The following is a 19,609-nucleotide window of genomic DNA, read 5'->3' as shown; positions in this document are numbered from 1 at the left end:
AGAAATCGGTCCGCATTCAATGCGGATCTTATACAAGGTTAACGAAGAAGTTATGAAACATTTTTTTTCGGCGATTCGATTCGCTCTCAATACGCGCAGTAATTCCTCAAAAGGAATTCAAGAAGAGGATTTCACCGTTTCCCTTTCGGGAGAATCCGTCGGAGTTCTGAAATTTTTTCCCGCCAACCGAACTTCCTTTCAGGGAACGATTCTCGCCATCAACGGAATGGCGTATCTCGGTAACAAGGATCCGCGTTTTCAAGCGGTGTGCAGAGGATTGGCCTCCTGCGGTTTTCTCGTGTTTTGTCCGCAAATGCAGGAAATCAGCGAATTTAAGATTCGATTGGAAAGTATCGAAAAGATCAAACAGTTGATTTTGAAGTTCTCCTCCGACGCGAACGTTTGTCCCGACGGTACGATTTCCCTGCTTGCTCCTTCCTTTTCCGCGAGTATGGGTCTGATCGCGGCTGCCGCGCCCCAGTTGGAAGGAAAGGTGAAATCCATTCTTACGATCGGAGCCTACGGTAACGTCCAGACAACGTTGGATTATCTGATGTCCGCGGAGGGTTCGGACGAATACGGACGTATGATTCTCCTCTGGAACTTCGTTCATTTCGGAATCGGAGAAAACGAAGAAATACGTAAGGCGTTGCACGCGAGCATTTTGGACGGCAGTTTTTTACGCGAAACCCCCGAACTTCCGAAGGTTTTAGATTCCATCCGTCCGGACAATCGCGAACTCTTTCTCAAACTCAAAGAAGATCGGGAATTCCGCGCCGAAATTTGGAACAAGATCGTTCGTAACGCGGGGCCGTTCCGTTCGTTTTTACAGGACCTTCAGGTTGATAATAAATTGGAGGATCTACGCGCGCACGTGGCTTTGATTCATGGTGTTTCGGATAACGTGGTTCCCGCGTCCGAATCAGGTTTGATTTTGGAACGTCTGCGTGAAAGGGACGTTCCCAAAGATAGATCGAAACTTGTTTTGACCCCTTTGATTTCGCACGGGGATATCGGTATCACCTTACGGACGTTGCCCGCCATCTTTAAACTTCTATCGGGTTTCGCCTTTTTCTTTAAACACGCGTCCAGAAGTTAACTTCTTACGGTCTCGATCGATCCGGGACCGAATCAGTTTCTTTCGACCGGATCGATGTCCGTATTGATCCAGTATTCGTCGCCGTAATCGAAGAACAATTCCTCTCCCGCCTTGACCTTGCGGATCGTTTCGAAACGGGCCGTTTTCCAACGTACGGAAACCACAAGTTTTACGTTGGGTTTCGTGCTGTGATTCATAAATCGGGTATAATTGCTTTCTTTTCCTTCGCCGTAAATCCAATGATCCTTACAGATCCAAAGGAGATATTTCGATTCGCAGTACTTGGAGGAATTGGCGGTCTTATCCGTAAGAATTTTTCCGGTATAATAACCCACCGTATCTCCTTTGGAAAGGGTTTCTTTTGCGAAAAGGCCCATTCCGATTCCCGGTATGGAAGATGGTTTTACTTCGAAATCCTTTTCCTTAAAGATGCGAGAGCGGGAAGATTGTTTACGTAACTGCATTGTAGGGATTCGAACTCCGACCGGTGATAGTATTGAGTATCATTCCTTAGAGAGTATAAATTTTGCAACTGAATTCTTATCGTTCGTCGATCGTACGATAATTCGGTTTAAATCTTCTTGTCATTTAATCCCTCGACCCGAAGTCTATTCGTATGGAAAAACCGTATCGAAAGAACGTCGGGATGGCGGTGTTCAACGCGCAGGGAGAAGTGTTGGTCGGAGAACGATTGAACTTTTTAGGATCTTGGCAATTTCCGCAAGGAGGAATCGACGATGACGAAGATCCTAAAAAAGCGGCCCTTAGGGAATTGTACGAAGAGGTAGGCATCGATACGGGTATCGTAGTTTCCGAATACCCGGACTGGATCGCTTATGATTTTCCGGACAATCTTCCCCTCAGTCGTAATCTCCAAAAATACAGAGGTCAACTTCAGAAATGGTTTCTGATTTATTGGAACGGAAACGCGGAGGATTGCGATCTGGAAACGCACGAACGCGAATTCGAATCCGTACGATTTATTCCCATAGAAAAAACCCTGGAGACCATCGTGTCCTTTAAAAAAGACGTATATAATAAAATCGTTAAGGACTTCGGTCCTAAGATCCGTTCTTATCTGGACAAATCGGGCGCAAAGCCATGACGGAACAGCGCCCGTTTTACGTTCCACCCGGCGGTCCTCCCGGCCCGGTTCCCGGTTTACAGACGGTATTCGCCGCGGTAGGTGAGATTTCTCTGAGAAAACTCGTTTCGGATTTTTACGATCTGATTCCCGAAAGCCCGATCGCATTTATGTTTCCGGAAACCTTGGAGGAAAGTAAGATTAAGTCCGCGGATTTTCTGATCCAGGTCACCGGAGGCCCGCCTTTGTATTCCCAAAATTACGGTCCTCCTCGGATGAGGGCGCGGCATCTACCTTTTCCCATCGACGAAAAAGCGAGAAGGGTTTGGCTTTCCTGTTATCGAAAGGCCCTTGATCTTTGGGACCAAGGAGAAACTCAGAAAGAGATTCTATGGAATTTTCTGAAAGACTTTTCGGCGTGGATGGTCAATCTGGAGAACAGACCGGAGGAATGAAAGATGGGATCCAAAAATAATTCAAGAGCAAAAATTTTGGTGCGAGGTAAAGTACAAGGAGTCGGATTCCGGTATTACATTCTGCAGCGCGCGCAGGAATGCAGGTTGAGCGGTTTTACGCAGAATCTTCCCGGAGGTGAGGTGGAAACGATCGTGGAAGGCGATAAGATGTTTATCGAGGATCTGTATAAGGCCATCCAGAGGGGGCCCAAAGGCTCGGAAGTCAAAGAGGCGCTCATTTCCTGGGAAGAGCCCAAAGGCAACTTCAGAACTTTCGAGATCAAAAAATAAACGGATCGGAAAGGAAGCCGCACTAATTCGATTCCATTTCTCCGAGCCAGACCGATCGGATCTTTTCGAACTGCTTCTTTCGATTTTCCTTATATTCAATTTCTCTTGTTAACTGCTCGAACTGCGTGACGGATTCCTCGTGATCCAGGGAGGATTCCAACATTCCGTAAGCGCCCAACACCGCGAAGATTTTCGAAAACCAGGAAAGGTGGTTTTTGTAACACACGTATTTGAGTCTTAAAATCGCGTTTTTAAATTCGGGTTTTTGATACAAGGGTCCGATCGCGTTTTTTTCCTTTTTCACGAGAAAAAGAAAGTTCTTGATTAGGTCCGTTTTAAACGGATATTTTTCGGTCATACTATGGATCAGGGAGAATAGGATTTCCTCCTTTTTGTAGCAGAGGCAGGTGATTTTTTTCCCTTTTTCATACCAGTCGCAGACGATACAATCCGGATCCCTTCGGAGATTGTCCACCACCGAATGAGTAAATTCCTTGTCTTCCTCCAGGTTGATCGTTACAAACTGGGAGAGAGTTTCGCTTTTCATGGACATCATCGTCTTCAACATCTTGATGGATTTCAATTCCTCGTTCGTGGACCGAAGAATCCTTTCTTGGTCGTTTTTTTCGGAGATATAATTCGCTAATATTAGAAAATCATTGTATGAATTAGGAATCATTCCCGTCAGATTTTCGCCGAGAATCCTCAGTTCCTCCGAAACGAATTTTTCTTCGATTCCGATCAAGGAACCGGATTCGTCCACGCGGAATTCCTTTCGGTGATTCAGGACGGATTCCCAGGCGTTCGGGTATTCCTGTTTCAGTTTTCTCGAGAATTGATTGAGGTAAAAACTTTTCAATACGTCGAACGCCTTTCCAGCGAAATCGTGCGTTACGTGAAATAGGCCGACGGTTTTTGTCACAGCGACGTGCCCGTTTTCCCGGATCGTTTCCATGATGATTTCGCAGGAGTCCTCGATCGTTTCCTCTTTGAGAAGTTCGGAGAACGTAAACGAACGGATCCATTTTTTCACGTTAAACGAATCTCGTACGAAAGTGCCCGCCCTTCCCGAAATCAGATATTCCAGTACGGAGATCAATTCGCTGATCTGAAACGGTTCACTTCCCAGGATGTAATTTTGAATCGCGAAGGACGATTTGCTCAGGCTGTTGAGATAGATCTCCTTGAGATTCTCCCGATTGGATGGTTTGAACGCCTTTTCGGATACGAGACAAAGACATACGTTTAGTTGCCCCGTTTCCTGTTGAAGTCTGAACTCCGGAAAAACGAAAATCAAATTGAGTTCCGAAAGTTTTTTAAGCACGTTCACATAGATGGGTTTGGAGCCTTCGTCCTTCCAAATTTTCAGGATCTTGCCGGAAAAAAATCCCTCGAGCGTGGTGTGGTTGCGGATTTGATATAGGATTTCTATCTCTTTGGGATTGAGAAATATCGCTTCCTGATCCGTCGCGTCCGCCTCGTTTCTGAGATAGAGATACGAGGGCATAAGCGTTTCGTATTTTTGCGGATCATACAATGAGTCTTGATTCAAAAGTCAACCTCGTTTAGACGGCCTACTGAATTCGAAGTTTAACGATTCTACAATAGATCGTTTTCATAAACAGCAAAAAACACATTACGAACGGAAAATACGTTTTGCTCGAATGGTCTTGATTTCGCCGTTTAAGATCCTATTCTGGTCCTTGTGTACGGGGGAACAAATTGAAAAAAAGAAGACTGGGTAAATCGGGGATGGTGGTTTCCGAAATCTGCATGGGAACGATGACGTTCGGGTCGAGCTGCGACGAAAACGAGGCGTTCCGGATTTTGGACAAGGCATACGACGCGGGAATCGATTTTTTCGATACGGCCGAAATTTATCCGGTTCCACCTGACGCGAGTTATGTGAATGAAACCGAAAGAATATTCGGCAAATGGTTGAAAACGAAACCGAGGGATTCCGTCCTCATTGCGACCAAGGTTTGCGGTCCGGGACACGGTTGGTTCGTTCCTCCCGTTCGAGCCGGTAAAACCTCTCTGGATCGTAGAAATATTCGAACGGCGATAGAAGGAAGTTTACATCGTCTCGGTACTGATTACGTGGATTTATATCAGACTCATTGGCCGGATTCGGATTTCGGTTACGAAGAGACGATGGAGGTCCTTACCGAATTGATCGACCAAGGTAAGGTGCGTTATGCGGGATGCAGCAACGAAACCGCGTGGGGTTTGATGAAAAGTCTGTCCGTTTCGGAACGTCGCGGCTTTGCGCGTTACGAGTCGATACAAAACAACTTCAGTATCCTTAATAGAAGGTTCGAAGACGCGTTAGCCGACATCTGTAAGCGGGAAAACGTCAGCCTCCTTCCGTATTCCCCGTTGGCGGGCGGGGTTCTTTCCGGAAAATACAATTCGCCCAATCCTCCTCAAAACGCGCGTTTCAGCCGTTATTTACGTTCGGGAGAAAGACAAAAAAAAATGGCGCACCGGTTTTTGAACGAAGCCACGCTCGCTTCCGCGGAAAAGCTGATGAAAATAGCGGACGAAGCGGGGATGTCGCTCACTACGCTTTCGGTGGCCTGGTCCAAACAACACGACTACGTCGCTTCCACCATCATAGGAGCCAACACCGTGGAACAACTCGAGGAAAGTCTTAAGGCCAAGGAAGTTTTGTTAAACGAAGAAGTTCTTAAAAAAATTGACGAGGTTTCGAAAACGATACCTTATCCTATGGGATAAACTTCGGTAAAACGTTTGATGCTGTCGGACGTTCCGAAGAGTATTAGAATTTCATTTTTTTCGAATACGATTCCGGATTCAGGGAGAAATATCCCGTTTTTTTCCGGATTTTTGTTCGAAGTTTCGGATTTACGAACCGCGACCAGGTTGAGCGCGAACTTTTCCCGAAGACCCAACTCTTTCAGTTTTTTTCCGATCAACAGAGGAGACAACTCGACTTCGAATAGACTGTATTCTTCGCTTAACAAAGTGGCCTGTTTTACCCCTTCGTAGCTGAGTTGTTCCGCCATGGAAGCCGCGGCCTTTTCCTCGGGATTGAACAGATTTTTCACGCCGATCATTTCGAGGATCTTACGGTTCACTTCGGAATGATAACGGACGTGGATGGATTCTAAATTCATCTCTTTAAGATGATACGCGGTAGTGATCAACGCCTCGAAGTTCTCCGCGAGTGCGACCACGATTTCGTCCATATCCTCCAGATCCAATTCTTCGAGCGCTTGTCTGTTGCTCGTATCCAGACATACGGCGAGCGCGCAGTGATCCTTGATTTCCTCGACGACTTTCATGTCCTTATCTACGGCGGTAACTTCGTGTCCGTTTTCATTCAGATACCGTACGAGTTTTTTGCCGAACTCTCCGAGTCCTACCACCGCGATCCGTTTTTTGCGAATTCCGTTTTTTCTTTTTACCGCCACGAGTTCACCGCCTTTAACCTACTATGATCGATTGTTCCGGATACCGAAGCCCCGACTTTTTTTCTTTGGGTACGAACGCGATCAGAATCGTCAATATCCCCACTCTTCCGCAGAACATCATAAAACAGATCGTAAGTTTTCCGTAAGAAGTCAACGAAGGAGTGATTCCCCGGGAAAGCCCGGCGGTTCCGAACGCGGATACGGTTTCATAACAAAGATCTATAAATTCGAAACGTTCGGTGCAGGTTAAAATGAAAATTCCGAAAAAGATCAGAAAGAGGGACACGAGCACTCCGGCGGAAGCCCTCGATACGGATCCTTGCGATATTCTACGTCCGAAAATTTCCACCTCGTCTTTGCCGCGTATATGACCGAAAAGATGAAGACCCCCTACGGCGAGCGTCGTCGTTTTGATTCCCCCTCCCGTTGAGTTCGGCGATGCGCCCACCCACATCAGAAACAAAGAAACGAAAACCATTGGAATTCCCATTTTAGAAATATTGAATGTATTAAAACCCGCCGTTCTAGTACTTACCGAATAAAACAGGGAATGAAACAGCCGATCGCTTTCGCCCCGATCCGAGAGGGAATATTGAGATTCCAGAAAATAACAAGCCGCGGCGCCGAATAGTATCAAAAACGCCGATACGTTTAGGATCAGTCTCGCCTCCAACTCCATACGTTTCGGCGAACCGCCCTTTCCGAAAACGAGACCGATCAAATGATGCACCGTCGGAAAACCCAAACCTCCGAATACGATCAGGATCATCACGATCGAAAGGAAGAATTTTTGTTCCACGATCCATTCGTTTTCGAATCCGCCCGGAAAGACGGAAAATCCGGCGTTGCAGAATGAACTCACCGAATGAAACAAGGAACCGAAAATTCTTCCTTTAAGATCGGTTTGTATCGTTTTCGGATAAGATAGGAACAACAACAAGGCGCCTAACGCTTCGATTACGAACGTCTGCACCGCCACCTGTTTGAGCACGGATGCCGCACGTCCGACGCTCTCTTGACTGAATAGATCCTTAATCAATAATTTATTGGTGACGCTCACCTGACCCGCGAGAAAAATCGCGAAAAAAACGGTGAGGGTCATCAATCCCAATCCTCCGATTTGGATCAATACCATGAGGATCGTTTGTCCGGTTCCCGTAAGCTGCGACGTCACGTCGATCGTACTCAATCCGGTTACACAAACGGCGCTGACCACTGTGAAAAATACGTCGATGAGCGGAATCGTTCCGGTCTGCGCTTTCGGAAGTGAAAGGGCCAAGGTTCCCAGTAGGATCAACGTCGCAAAACTTCCGGCGATCACCAAGGACGGACTGATTTGTCTGTAGTTGAGAAGATCGGTTTTGCGGATCAGTCTGGAAAAATTGCTGAACAACAGAAATATCTGACTTAGGGAAAGGAACGCAAGGCTTGCGTCTTCTCCGCTTAGAGAATTGAACGTTAGAATTTCGTAAATTTCCCTGCTGATGATTTCCTGAAAAACGAGAAGGAAAACCACCAGCGCTTCCACCTTGTGCGCTCCAAGATATTCCTTGAATTTTCCGATTGCGAAAAAAAAGGAAAGCGCCTCGTAGACGACGAGCGACACGACCAATCCGTTTACGAGCATTCGGATCCAGTGAGTCCATTCGTGCGGATAATAAAATCCGTATATAAGAACGAGAAGAGCGAGCGACAGTACTCCGCAGAAGGAATAATAAATTCTAAGATAAGGTTGTACGGTTTGCGCGTAGACGACGGACGCGTTATGACGCGCTTTCAGGAAACCGGAAAGGATTTCCTCGAAACGTTCCATTAGAAACTGATTTGAAATACGGAGATATCGATCTTGTATTCTTTGCCCGGAAACAACGAAACTCCGGCGGCGGACATTGGAAACGAGTTTCCGAAACCGAGAGAATCGGAGGAAGTGGGTTCGACCGGAGGAGAAGCGGGTTGATTTTCCCGTTTCATGGATTCGTATTCCTTCATGTCGTGCCATGCGTTCGCAAAGGCCAGTCCGGTTCCGAACGTGAAAACGAATATCGATCCGCCGAACGTCTTTTGGAATTTTCCGATTCCGGGTATTTTCGCCGCGGAAGCGATCGCGTATCCGATTCCCAAGGTGATCGGTAGCGTCATAAAAAAGATGATCGTAAAACGGCGGAACGTGGTCTCGGTATATTTTTCCTCTTCCACGATTTGATTTTGTCTTTTTTTACGTTCGGCTTGTTGTGCCTGTCGTTGGAGAATGGCTTCCACGTTGATTTCGCCCGTGAGAGGATTTACGAGCGCTTCCTGCGTCCGTTCGTTGTTCGGACTTGCGGTTCTGCGTAAACCTCCCGTGGTGGGGAAGGGACTTTCAAAAGGAACCTGCGCGTTTTTCGGAGATACGAGATACGGCTTTTTTAAATTCGGAGGAATCGTGTATTCCTGATATCCTTCCCTTCCTCCGGAGTCCTTATAATTTCTAAGATTGAAGTCGTACGGATCCGCAAAATCGCTCTGACTTTGCGCATTGGTTCCGCTCGCGGAAAGAAAGGCGAGAACGAGAACCAGGGCAGTAAACTTGCGGATTTCCGAAAACATGAGGAGCCTTTCCTCTACAATCTTCGCGGCGCGGGGCGAGGCAAGAAATTTTAGCCGAATTTAGGGTGCGGTTTTTCGACCGCTCAGAATCTCCGAAACGTATAAAAACGAATTCCGTCTCACTTCCTCCAGAATTTCCGAGGACAATCCTATTTTTTCTGCTTTGGAATATTCCTCTTCGATGGTGGTTCCGAATATTCCCGGATCGTCCGTAGAGATCGTGAACCTCAATCCGTGTCGCGCAAATCGTAGGATCGGATGCGAAGCGGGATCGCGGACCATGCCGATGTATTCGTTCGAACTCGGACAGGATTCGATGATCGCATTCGTTCGTTTGATCCGATCGATGCAATAGTTTTGAAAGCCGAGACATTCTTCCCGATGGGAAAGTCCCCCGTTTAATTCCGCGATTTCCCTGTGTTTTAAGGAATCGATCTCGTTTCCGATCCGTTCTCGAGAAGGCACGTCGAAGTAGGATTCCAACTCCTCTTTCCGATCGTAATACAACCGTAGCTGATCGAGTCGTTCCGATTTGGGTTCGACGACGGTTGGTCGGATCCTTTCGGAAGGATCGATGCCGAGTGAGATCGCGTGGCCCAGACGATGCGCTCCCCATTCCGCAGATTCCAAAACCCAACGACACGCGGAAAGTAAGGATTTATCCTGAAAACTTTCCCCCACGTGATAGAGTATGGCGAGCGCGGTTTCGCGCGAAGAGGTGTTGTCCCGATTCACCTCCTCGAAGAATTCCTTTTTTTCTTTGGGGGGAAATCCTTCTTCTATATAACAAAAATCTAATCCTACGAGATACTTGCGTATGAGCGGATCCTTTTCCATCAATCGTTTTAATAACGAATACGAACGGAACACGTCCCCGTTTCTATGAAGCGAAACGGCCAACTTACCCTCCGCTTGCCCGTCGGTTTTTTGTTCGCCTAACGCAAGACCTTCGCAGGCGGCCAGGGTCTTTTCGTAAACTCCTTCGTCGGTTTCCGAAGGAGAATACATGATCCTATATTCTCCGTACGATACTCCTTGGCGGAATTGATCCTCCACGATACGAGAGGATACGCGCGATATTTCCTCCCGATCGAATCGGGAGAGAGCGATGATAAGATTGAACTTCGCCTGGAATTCGGGAAACGGTCCGTGATGGTTGAATTGATATAATCCGCGAAACGCAGCCGGGTCCTTGTAGTCTTCGAAAAAGGTCTCGGTGGAAATTTTTTCTCCGAAACATTGTAGATACGAATTCGTAAAAATTTCCCAACGCGGAGAGGGATTGGATCTTCCGATCTCGTATAAAAATTCCGCCGTAATGGAACCGTAAAGATGATTGTGTAAATCCGCGTATCGTTTCATAGGAGTTTGGTCGGCATTTTCGTTTCGGTTTTACGGATGCCAGTTCGCATTCGAATAAAGAAGACTCCAACGTGAAAGAAATTTTTTCGTAAAAGGGTAGTTTTCTGCCCCCTCGTTATAATTTTGGATGAACCGTGAAAACATTGCGTCATTTAGCTCATACGTTTTATAGAAACATTCGACCTAGTCTTTTGAATACGAAAATTCTAAAGTTGGCGGTTCCCGTCGTATTCGGAATGCTCAGTCAGACCGTCGTTTGGGTTACGGATACGATGATGGTGGGACGTCTCGGAAAAAATTCCATCGCGGCGATCGGGATCGGGGGCATCGCTCATTTTACGGTTCTCGCGTTTTTGATGGGCTTTGCGATGGGAATTCAGGTCATCATTTCCAGAAGGTTCGGGGAGAAGAACGATTCCGAAATCGGAAAAATCGGCCTCACGTCCCTGTATCTTTGTTTAGTTGTGGGGACACTGATTTCGTTCGGAGGCGCGGAGATCAGCCGGCCTTTGATGGAAGTTCTCAATAAAGACAAGATCGTTTTAGATCTTTCGAGCGGATATCTTTACTATCGATTTTTAGGAACGGTGTTTTTCTTTCTTCTTTTTACTACCCGCGCGTTTACGGACGGTTTGGGAATCACCACGGCCGGCCTGGCATCCATGATTATAACATGTTTTGCTAATATATTTCTGAATTGGGTTCTGATTTACGGCAATTTGGGTTTCGAAGCGATGGGGGTTACGGGTGCCGCGATCGCGTCCTCACTCGCCGGAGGGGCTGGGCTTCTCGCGTTTCCGTTTTACTTTTATCAGAAAGGTCTCGGGAAGTATTTCCGCGGCATCTCTTGGGGATTCAGCTTTTCTCATCTGAAGGAAATTCTCCAGGCCGGGACGGCGCCCGCGTTCGCGGAACTTCTCAACAACATTTCTTTTATGATTTTTACGGAATTCGCCACGGTGGTCGGAACTACGGCCTTGGCGGTTACGAATATGTTGTTCAGCACATTGAGTCTTTCGTTTCTTCCCGGTTATGCGTTCGGGGTCGCCGCTACGACTATTTTAGGTCAAGCCATCGGAGCCGGTAAGGCCAAGCTGGCCTATCACGGGGCGTTTCGTTCGGCGTTTTTCGCCGCCTGTGTCATGGGAAGTATGGGATCGGCTTTTATTCTATTCGGAAAGGATATGCTTTCGGTTTATACGAACGATCCGGAATTGATTCGGGAAGCGTATGCGCCTTTAGTAATATTAGGAATCGTGCAAGTTGCGGACGCGTATCATATGGTCATCGCATGCGCGCTCCGCGGTGCGGGTTTGCAGGGCTTCGTCTTTCGGGCGTATACGACGGCTTCTTATCTTGTGTTTTTACCTACGGCGTATTTTTTGGGAATTTATTTAGGGCTCGGTTCGGCGGGTTTGTGGTCCGGAATCGTAGCCTGGGTATTTGTGCTTGCAGTGACCTTTTTGATTCGATTTAGAAAGCGGGATTGGGCGCAGAATCAGGTGTGAGTTCCTGCAATTCCCGCAAACGGTTGGGCGCGGAAAGTCCGTCGTTAAAATCGACGGACGGGCTTGGATGGGGAATTGTCGTACTAGGCAAGGGATGTGGGAACTCATACGGTTCGTCACGGCTCGACCGAAGGAAACCGCCGCGTCCAAAAAGGCAGATTCGTGTGGGAACTCTCACGTTTTCAGTTTACGAAAACGTTTCCGAGTTCACATTCGTTATCCCGGTTCGCGTGGGAACTCATACGCCGATACTGACAAGGGAACAAATCGTTCCTTTCACGGAGCCGATGGTGGGGAGTTCCCACAAAAATCACCGAATGAATTCGATTTCAGCGATCACAATCGCAAACGATCCCCCGGAAAATCCCCTTTAAACGTTCTTGCCAGATCCGCTTTTGCGGTTTTTTTGGTCTGAAGATGAAAAAAGCGCTCATAACCGGGATCACAGGCCAGGACGGATCCTATTTAACAGAGTTTCTCCTCGAAAAAGGCTACCAGGTGCACGGGATCGTCCGTAGATCCAGTATGTTCAACCGCGGAAGAATCGAACACATTCGCGGGAACTCCAACTTAATCTTGCATTACGGAGATCTGACCGACTCGAGCAATCTAAACCGGATCTTGGAAAAAGTGGCTCCGGACGAAATTTATAATCTTGCGGCACAATCCCATGTGGGAGTATCTTTCGAAGTTCCGGAATACACCGCCGAAGCAGACGCGGTAGGAACACTCAGAATTCTCGACGCAATCAAACAAATCGGAGTCAAAAGCCGATTCTACCAAGCCTCAACTTCGGAACTTTACGGAAAAGTGCAGGCCATTCCGCAAACCGAAACGACCCCGTTTTATCCGCGTTCACCGTATGCCGTCGCCAAATTGTACGCGTATTGGGCGGTCGTAAACTACAGAGAAGCGTTCGGGATCCACGCTTCCAACGGAATTCTTTTCAATCACGAATCTCCTCGTCGCGGTGAAGGTTTCGTAACCAGAAAAATCACGATCGGAGTCGCAAATCTTTTGGCGAAAAAAGGCGGTCCGATACAACTCGGAAACATGGATGCGAAACGGGATTGGGGATACGCACCCGACTACGTGGAAATGATGTGGATGATGTTGCAACAACCGGATGCCGACGATTACGTAGTGGCCACGAACGAAACGCATACGGTTCGTGAATTCGTCGAAAAATCCTTCGGATTTACGGGAATACAAATCCGCTGGGAAGGAAAGGGCGATACCGAAAAGGGCTTCGACACAAAAAGCGGACAACTTCTCGTGGAAGTGAATCCTAAATTCTACCGACCCACGGAAGTGGATATCCTGATCGGAGATCCCGCCAAGGCGAAACAGAAACTCGGCTGGGAACCTAAGGTAAAATTCGAGGAACTCGTCAAGATCATGACCAAAGCGGATTGTGAGCTGGTCGGAATCAAACTCTAACCGACGAATCGTAGCCGGCGGGCCCGTGACCGCCTAACGGCTAACAAGGAACTAAGAACGCGTTCGACCTGCGTCTCCCACGAGAACGTTTTTCGAAACGAATCGGTCGAACGTTTTCTTTCTCTCTTTTTTGTTTTCTCTTATTTTTTCTTTTTTCAAAAAGGGTTCGGGTAAACGTTTCGGGCGTCTCCTCGCGGCGCTCGGCCGCGCCGGTTCCGCGCTCCGGCTTTCGCCTCGGTCGGATCTTCGATCCGACTGCTTCGCACGCTCCCCGTCGCTGACGCGGAATTTTCCCTCTTCGTTTAAACGTTTTATTTAGAGATTCCGATTTCCTTTCTTACTACCTTCATGTTCATTCCGAAAGGGACGTTATTCGTATCTCCTTTCATCATAAACGAAAGATTTTCCAAACTGGACTTAGTCGGATCCGTATCGATTATATTAGACAAATCGAAACCGATTTGAATGTCGGTTTCTTTCCAAAGGAATCTTTTCTGTTCCAAGTTCGTTTCCCCTTCGAAAACGATCGTAATCGGACCGTCGAACGGAATCAAAAGAATATTCGTGCGATACGTAAGCGGATACGATTGTCTCAACATCGAAAGGACGAAGTCATTTTCGGAGTCCGTTAGCGTTCGGCTTTTGTATCCGACGTTCAGATAATTTCCCGGATGAATATAGGATTCTTCCGTCAATTGAATTTGAGCCGGAGCGGTCAGAACGTCGTTTCTGATAAAGATGACGGTGATCGAAGCGTCGGTAAGAAAGGTATTTCCCGGAACGTCCTGCAGGGAATGGAATCCCGGAAAATCCAATTTAGCGGTATGAATCGGAGCATCGCTCCATTGTTCGTATTTAAACAGCGGATGTTTGCCGTTCAGCGCGGTGGAATCTGGGCCCCAAGTCACGCCGAAATATTCGTCATTATAAACCAAACCCGGTGCATCGATGGTAAGACTAAAGGCGTCTATTTCAAAATCCCTTTTACCGGAAATTCCGCCGAGACGATACCAATCCGGATGAATTTCACCGCCGATTTTTAAGACGTTATTCATCGCCGATTCGTATACTTCCGTTGAAGGGAAAAAACCGGGAGGAGGAACGACCAACCAATAACTCCAATCGGGTGCGTTCACACCGTATTCTTTAACGGATTCCTGCTCTTCTTCGTCGGGGCGGTAGTCGAAAGCGGTCGCTTCTAAATAATTGATAAAAAGTCCCTGGACGTTATCGTTCGAAATCGCGGCTGCTTGTCCTCCGAAACCGACTTGGTTCGGTAACGAAAAACTTTGTGCGGAGTTGATCGAATTGGAATCCTTCAGAGTCGTATTCAATTGAAATCCGCTTCGACTTCCGAGCAAAAATAAAACGGAGGACAAAAGTTCACTTTGATTTCCCCCGCTTTGATTACAATTCGTTGAGGAAAAAAAACCGATTAAAAGAGAAAGAAAGATACGAACCGAGTAAGGAACCACTTTCGATTTCTCTAGGGTCGTAACGACGGAGCGTTGTTTTATTTGGGTTAACATGGGGAACCTAGCCTAATATTTTCTCATCTATATTAAGAAATTCAAAAGCCTTCTTCGCCAAAATTTCGGTTCCTGATCCTTGAAATCGAAAAAATTCGTACTATAAATTCCATGAAACGGAACGAAACACATCCCGCAGGGAATGAAATTTCGTATTATAATAACGTTACATACTTTAAGGAAAAAATTCGAAAACGTTTCGGGCGTCTCCTCGCGGCGCTCGGCCGCGCCGGTTCCGCGCTCCGGCTTTCGCCTCGGTCGGATCTTCGATCCGACTGCTTCGCACGCTCCCCGTCGCTGACGCGGAATTTTCCCTCTTAACCCCAACCTTCTCCGCCGTCCACGTCGGCCCAGAGATACCAGGAAAGAACGGTGCGATACGGAGAAAACGACTTTAGAAATTCCTGAATTTCCTTTTTATCGTCTTTTAGAATTCCGTAATGTTTTTCGACCGCTTTTCTTAAGATAAGATCGTTGATCGAAAAATGGTCCCAACGATCCAGAGCGAAGATCAAAACCATTTCCGCGGTCCAGGGCCCCACACCTTTTAAGGAGCAGAGAAGTTCCATGACCGCAAGGTCGTCCGATTTACGCAGTTTCGAATCCGATAGAAGACCGACTTGGTAGGCTTCCGCGACGCGTTTTACGGTTTCGGTCTTCGCTTGGGAAACGCCGATCTTTCTCAATTCTGAATTAGGAATTTTTACTATTTGATCCGGGGAAGGGATTTTTTTGGTTCCGGCCAAAGCGATCAATCTTCTCTCGAACGTAAGCGCGACCTTGACGGACAATTGTTGTCCTAAAACGGATTTGATCAAAACTTGATACGGGGCGCCGATCGTTTTTAGACCGCAAGGACCGACCGAATCGATCAATTTCCGGGTGATCGGATCCTTTTTCCGAAGCCAAGACGTCGCTTTTTTCAAACGAAGGTCCCGATCTGAAACAGGACCTTCGTTCCGAAACGAACCCGGGGGATTTCCCTTCGAATTTTTTCGTACGGTTTTATCGGAGGGGGAATTTCCCGAGTTCGAGGATTTTTTCGGGGAAGTCATCTTAAGAAGCCGCGTTATGCTCTTTTCTTAAGTTTGTTTTCCATCTGGGATTTTTTTCTGTAAATATGAACGAGTTTTTCCAATTCTACAAGATCGGTACAACTGAGTTTGCCCTGGTCCAACTTGATCCATTTGTTTTTCGTAATCAGATCCAGAACTAGGTTTTCGTCCTTGGGATAGGAAAGCCCCACCATCTTGATCAAGTCCTTGGTCCCGATTTCGAAGTTATAGGAGAATTTCGGAGAAATTTTGATCCTATTTTTTTCCACAAGAGTGAGGAGAGTATCCGCGATTCTTCCCTGCGGATCGTTGATCATCAAGTTGGCGAGTTGTTTGTAAGCGGTCCAGATTCTTTCCGAAAGAAGAGTGATCAGACGAGTCGCAAGTTGAGGCTGCGCTTTCACCATTCCTTCGAAGTTGGCTTTGTTGATCGCGAGTAGTTGAACGTTTCCCCAGGCGATCGCCGAAGCGGAACGCGGTTTGTTGTCCAGAAGGGCCATTTCTCCGAAGATGTCTCCGTTTTGAAGAACCGCGAGAAGCACCTCGTTCTTATCGACGATTTTTGTGATTTTTACCTTACCGTTTTGGATGATATACAATTCGCGGCCGGGCTCGTGTTCGCAAAAGATCATCTCGTTGTCGGCGTACATACGGTTGAATTTCGTAAGATCGATCGCCGGCGCCTGCATCGGCTGATTCATCGTCTGCAGTTTCAGTTTTGCCTGGGTTGCAAACGGACCATTGGGAAGATATTGCAGATACTTTTGGAACGCGTATGTAGCGTGTTGGGTATTCTTCTGATTGAAGTAATTTTCCCCGATGTTATAAAGTTCGTTCGGATCCTCTTCCACGGCGGAACGGAAGGTCAAACGGGTGATGGTCTGATCGAACTGCCGCAGTTTCATCGAAAAATAGCGGATGATTTTCATCGCTACGGGAGTGTTTCTTTGGATGAGGGTCCCGAATTGATCGTAACTCACTTCGATCACGGAAACATCGGTGAGAGCCACCGCCGATTCGATCTGTGCGTGTTGGCTCATGGCGGCAACGACGCCGAAAAAGTCGCCGGGTCCTTGCACCGAGTTCGGATCTTCTCCGACTACGGGGTTTTCCCGACCGATTTTCACCTTCCCTTCGCGAATGATAAAGAAACTAGGCGAATCCTTTTTTCCCTCTACGATAATGTAGGAGCCTTTTTGAAAATTGACGATTTGGAAGATGCCTGTGGACATGCTGTTGGGTTAGTATTTTTTTTGAAAATCAGAGTTCAACTGTTTTCATTATCGGTTTTTAGGAATCAAAACCTCAAAAAAAGAACTACTTTTCCGCACATTCCTGTATTTCAGACTTGGATCCGGTTAAAATCTCCCATTCCGAGAGTTCTAAAGAGGCTTTTTCGGCCAATTCCCTGGAAAAAGATTGGCTACAGATGGATTGGAACACTTTTTTCGCCTTTTCTTCTTCTCCGATTTCCAAATACAATTTACCGGCTTCGAAATAGGAATTGAGCCCGAGGGTGGAAGTAGGTTCTTCCGCGTACTGACGAAGGCTGATTTCCAGAACCTTTTCGGGACGACCCAAACGTGAATAATTATTTTTTAGGACTTCGTAGGCGCGATTTTTGGATTTGCTGAACGGATATAAGATCAGGAAACTTTTTATTTCTTCTATGGATTTGTGGAATTTGCGGTCCTTGTAGGCTTCCTCCGCGATTCGAAGAAGATTTTCCGCCTGAGTTTCCAAAAGCGACTTCGGCGAGGTTTCCGATCGCAAAGGCCCGGAAAGGATAACCGCCGTTAGAGTCGGAACGAGTAAAAAAAGAAAATAAACCTTCGCCTGCAAGATAAACCTCGAGGGAATGTTCTTCCCTACTTACGATTATCTGCAGGTTTTTCGAAAAGGTTGATTACTTTTTCTTGTCGATCGTTTTGCGGTGCTGTTCGCAAAGTCTGTAAAGTTTGCCGGAAGACGGGTTCTTTTTGGCGACTTTGGTTCCGCAGATGATACAAAGGCCGTTGTTTCTTCTTCTTTGATACAGAAGTTGGACCCTTTCCGCGCCGGAAAGATTGTATTTACTTACCTGTATTCTGAATCCTTTATATAGATAATTACCTACTGCTTCGAGGGACTGGGTCTTTACTCCCGTTACCAGGGATTCAAGATCTTCGTTTGAGATTTTCTTTGGTTTCATACTTTTATTTGAGACGAAATCACCTAATTAAAATTACACAAAAAAATCGTTGTTAGGTTTTTTTTTAAAAGCGGAATCAAAACGACCGACGGTCGTTGAATTTCCTTTCATTTCGTTTCTTAGGTTTATAATTTTTTTCCATTATGCGTCCTTTCGGATTCTCCGTATTTCCTCAACGAATCGGTTTCGTCTTATCCGAAAGCGCCGACCATCGGTCGGTGGATTCCTCGATTCTACGGCGTCCAAGATGCGGAAAGAAGGAGTTTTTCCAATCGGCGAAAGGCTTGCCAAAGGTCGCAAAACGGATAAAATTTAAGAATCTTCGTTTCAGAATCAAGAAAGGACGTTTCCTATGAAGAATTCAATTCAAATCAAAATGATCAGCCAGGAGAAGTTTAGCTGTGCACGTATGTTTCCGATTTTTGCCGCTTTTTATTTCGTACATAGGGTGTTTCACCCTATACGATCTATGATCGCCAAACAGCGTTTTGACGACTCGAACCGTTCGTCGTCTTTGGCCATTTTTTGTTCTTCGTTTTGTCTTTTATTTTTTTGTTCGATCGGATGTAAGCAGAATCCGAAAGACGAAATTCAAAAAATCATCGTTAATCCGCGCGTCCCCGCGGAGGAAAAAGTGCGTCAGGCTTCGTTTTTGCTTTTGGGAGATCGTTTGAAGGAGATCGAAGTTATTCCCGATATAGGAGTGGACGGAACTCCGAGCGGTAAACTGAAGGTGAGTTTGTCCGTGGGAGGAAATTCGGCGCTTACGTTTTTGGGTCAAAAAGAATATAAGGAAAGAATGAAGTTAGAGGTGGCTCTGATGACGTTTCGCCTGTGGCAAACGTTGCAGAAACTTCCGATAGAAAGTTTCCGAATCAGCATCGTTAAGCCGTATTACGTTAAAAATTCTCCTACGGAATCGATCGAAGAGTTCGAGGTTTTTCGGGCAAGGGTGGAACGCGTTTCTTTGGATTCGATTCGCGGTTTTCGGAACGTGGATTCGTTTGCGGCGGATTCTTATGATTCTCCCGATCCCGAGGTTTTGGATGTGATGGTTCAGATCGTTCATTCTTGGAATGTGGAGTTGGACGAATTGAATCGGGTCGAAGTCAACTGAGTTTCGTTTTGTAGGAGCTCTTACGGGTGCGCTGTGCGCTCTGGTCCGGTTGTGCGAAGGGGAGGTTTGGAACGAAAGTTTTCCCTACAAAGAAGCGCGGGAACTCACACGAAACCTCTCCGGTTGGAACGAAAGTTTTCCCTACAAAGAAATGCGGGAACTCACACGAAACTTCTCCGGTTGGAACGAAAGTTTTCCCTACAAAGAAGTGCGGGAACTCACACGAAACCTCTCCGGTTGGAACGAAAGTTTTCCCTACAAAGAAGTGCGGGAACTCACACGAAACCTCTCCGGTTGGAACGAAAGTTTTCCCTACAAAGAAGCGCGGGAACTCACACGAAACCTCTCCGGTTGGAACGAAAGTTTTCCCTACAAAGAAGCGCGGGAACTCACACGAAACTTCTCCGGTTGGAACGAAAGTTTTCCCTACAAAGAAGTGCGGGAACTCACACGAA

Annotated in this window: 20 protein-coding genes; 9 read left to right on the top strand and 11 right to left on the bottom strand. The window is 46.8% G+C overall.

Features of this window, described 5'->3' with window-relative positions:
- Positions 1–52 precede the first annotated feature (52 nt).
- Complete coding sequence (locus EHQ17_RS11750) at positions 53–1,099, top strand: alpha/beta hydrolase (protein ID WP_135591385.1); 1,047 nt, start codon at positions 53–55, stop codon at positions 1,097–1,099.
- Positions 1,100–1,131: 32 nt separating this feature from the next.
- Here EHQ17_RS11750 and EHQ17_RS11745 read toward each other — a convergent pair whose 3' ends face one another.
- Entirely contained in the window at positions 1,132–1,563 is a 432-nt protein-coding gene (locus tag EHQ17_RS11745; RefSeq protein ID WP_135591387.1) for an SET domain-containing protein, read from the bottom strand.
- A 152-nt stretch (positions 1,564–1,715) separates the two neighbouring features.
- On the opposite strand from EHQ17_RS11745, the gene EHQ17_RS11740 reads away from it, so the two are divergent.
- The 3 genes from EHQ17_RS11740 to EHQ17_RS11730 are packed head-to-tail and all read left to right on the top strand — an operon-like array spanning position 1,716 to position 2,929.
- On the top strand, positions 1,716–2,204 hold the full coding sequence (locus EHQ17_RS11740; RefSeq protein ID WP_135591389.1) for an RNA pyrophosphohydrolase: 489 nt from the start codon (positions 1,716–1,718) through the stop codon (positions 2,202–2,204).
- Positions 2,201–2,638: a globin domain-containing protein gene (locus EHQ17_RS11735; protein WP_135591391.1), complete on the top strand. Its 438-nt coding sequence runs from the start codon at positions 2,201–2,203 to the stop codon at positions 2,636–2,638. The genes EHQ17_RS11740 and EHQ17_RS11735 overlap by 4 nt, the downstream gene beginning before the upstream one ends.
- A 3-nt stretch (positions 2,639–2,641) precedes the next feature.
- Positions 2,642–2,929, top strand: coding sequence for an acylphosphatase (locus tag EHQ17_RS11730; RefSeq protein WP_135591393.1), 288 nt, complete (start codon positions 2,642–2,644; stop codon positions 2,927–2,929).
- A 22-nt stretch (positions 2,930–2,951) separates the two neighbouring features.
- Here the strand turns inward: EHQ17_RS11730 and EHQ17_RS11725 are convergent, their stop codons facing one another.
- Entirely contained in the window at positions 2,952–4,481 is a 1,530-nt protein-coding gene (locus tag EHQ17_RS11725; protein WP_135591395.1) for an exonuclease, read from the bottom strand.
- A 200-nt stretch (positions 4,482–4,681) separates the two neighbouring features.
- Between EHQ17_RS11725 and EHQ17_RS11720 the strand changes: the two genes are divergently transcribed.
- A complete protein-coding gene (locus tag EHQ17_RS11720) occupies positions 4,682–5,668 on the top strand; it encodes an aldo/keto reductase (RefSeq protein ID WP_135591512.1) in 987 nt (328 codons plus the stop codon).
- Here the strand turns inward: EHQ17_RS11720 and EHQ17_RS11715 are convergent.
- Genes EHQ17_RS11715 through EHQ17_RS11700 form a run of 4 tightly spaced genes read right to left on the bottom strand, consistent with a single transcriptional unit; the run spans position 5,653 to position 10,314 of the window.
- Positions 5,653–6,366 carry a potassium channel family protein gene (locus tag EHQ17_RS11715; RefSeq protein WP_135591397.1) on the bottom strand — a complete coding sequence of 238 codons (714 nt, stop codon included), beginning with the start codon at positions 6,364–6,366 and terminating at the stop codon, positions 5,653–5,655. The genes EHQ17_RS11720 and EHQ17_RS11715 overlap by 16 nt on opposite strands.
- Positions 6,367–6,379: 13 nt before the next feature.
- Positions 6,380–8,179 (bottom strand): TrkH family potassium uptake protein, encoded by a 1,800-nt coding sequence (locus EHQ17_RS11710; RefSeq protein WP_135591399.1) that lies wholly within the window; start codon positions 8,177–8,179, stop codon positions 6,380–6,382.
- A complete protein-coding gene (locus tag EHQ17_RS11705; RefSeq protein WP_135591401.1) occupies positions 8,179–8,952 on the bottom strand; it encodes a hypothetical protein in 774 nt (257 codons plus the stop codon). Before EHQ17_RS11705 ends, EHQ17_RS11710 begins: the two co-directional genes overlap by 1 nt.
- 60 nt (positions 8,953–9,012) lie before the next feature.
- The gene (locus EHQ17_RS11700; RefSeq protein WP_135591403.1) at positions 9,013–10,314 is read right to left on the bottom strand and encodes an amidohydrolase family protein; all 1,302 of its coding nucleotides are present in this window, start codon (positions 10,312–10,314) and stop codon (positions 9,013–9,015) included.
- Between the two features lie 134 nt (positions 10,315–10,448).
- On the opposite strand from EHQ17_RS11700, the gene EHQ17_RS11695 reads away from it, so the two are divergent.
- Positions 10,449–11,822 (top strand): MATE family efflux transporter, encoded by a 1,374-nt coding sequence (locus tag EHQ17_RS11695; RefSeq protein ID WP_135591405.1) that lies wholly within the window; start codon positions 10,449–10,451, stop codon positions 11,820–11,822.
- Between the two features lie 417 nt (positions 11,823–12,239).
- Complete coding sequence (gmd, locus tag EHQ17_RS11690; protein WP_135591407.1) at positions 12,240–13,262, top strand: GDP-mannose 4,6-dehydratase; 1,023 nt, start codon at positions 12,240–12,242, stop codon at positions 13,260–13,262.
- A gap of 311 nt (positions 13,263–13,573) precedes the next feature.
- Here gmd and EHQ17_RS11685 read toward each other — a convergent pair whose 3' ends face one another.
- The 5 genes from EHQ17_RS11685 to EHQ17_RS11665 all read right to left on the bottom strand — a co-directional run bounded on the left by EHQ17_RS11685 (position 13,574) and on the right by EHQ17_RS11665 (position 18,037).
- Positions 13,574–14,791: a hypothetical protein gene (locus EHQ17_RS11685; RefSeq protein WP_135591409.1), complete on the bottom strand. Its 1,218-nt coding sequence runs from the start codon at positions 14,789–14,791 to the stop codon at positions 13,574–13,576.
- Positions 14,792–15,108: 317 nt separating this feature from the next.
- Positions 15,109–15,717 (bottom strand): DNA-3-methyladenine glycosylase family protein, encoded by a 609-nt coding sequence (locus EHQ17_RS11680; protein ID WP_425460707.1) that lies wholly within the window; start codon positions 15,715–15,717, stop codon positions 15,109–15,111.
- A gap of 143 nt (positions 15,718–15,860) precedes the next feature.
- Positions 15,861–17,078 carry a cyclic nucleotide-binding domain-containing protein gene (locus tag EHQ17_RS11675; RefSeq protein ID WP_135591413.1) on the bottom strand — a complete coding sequence of 406 codons (1,218 nt, stop codon included), beginning with the start codon at positions 17,076–17,078 and terminating at the stop codon, positions 15,861–15,863.
- 85 nt (positions 17,079–17,163) lie between these two features.
- Entirely contained in the window at positions 17,164–17,688 is a 525-nt protein-coding gene (locus tag EHQ17_RS11670; protein WP_425460706.1) for a tetratricopeptide repeat protein, read from the bottom strand.
- Positions 17,689–17,752: 64 nt separating this feature from the next.
- A complete protein-coding gene (locus EHQ17_RS11665; protein ID WP_135591415.1) occupies positions 17,753–18,037 on the bottom strand; it encodes an LIC10235 family protein in 285 nt (94 codons plus the stop codon).
- A gap of 409 nt (positions 18,038–18,446) precedes the next feature.
- Here EHQ17_RS11665 and EHQ17_RS11660 point away from each other — a divergent pair, with 409 nt between their 5' ends.
- Positions 18,447–19,154 (top strand): hypothetical protein, encoded by a 708-nt coding sequence (locus EHQ17_RS11660; protein WP_425460708.1) that lies wholly within the window; start codon positions 18,447–18,449, stop codon positions 19,152–19,154.
- A 151-nt stretch (positions 19,155–19,305) separates the two neighbouring features.
- Positions 19,306–19,609, top strand: a 304-nt coding sequence (locus EHQ17_RS11655) for a hypothetical protein (RefSeq protein ID WP_135736184.1), incomplete at its 3' end; no start/stop codon positions are given.

This window comes from Leptospira gomenensis, assembly GCF_004770155.1.
Classification (GTDB): domain Bacteria; phylum Spirochaetota; class Leptospiria; order Leptospirales; family Leptospiraceae; genus Leptospira; species Leptospira gomenensis.
The sequence above is the reverse complement of the archived record's forward strand: the minus strand, read 5'-3'. Positions and strand labels throughout refer to the sequence as shown.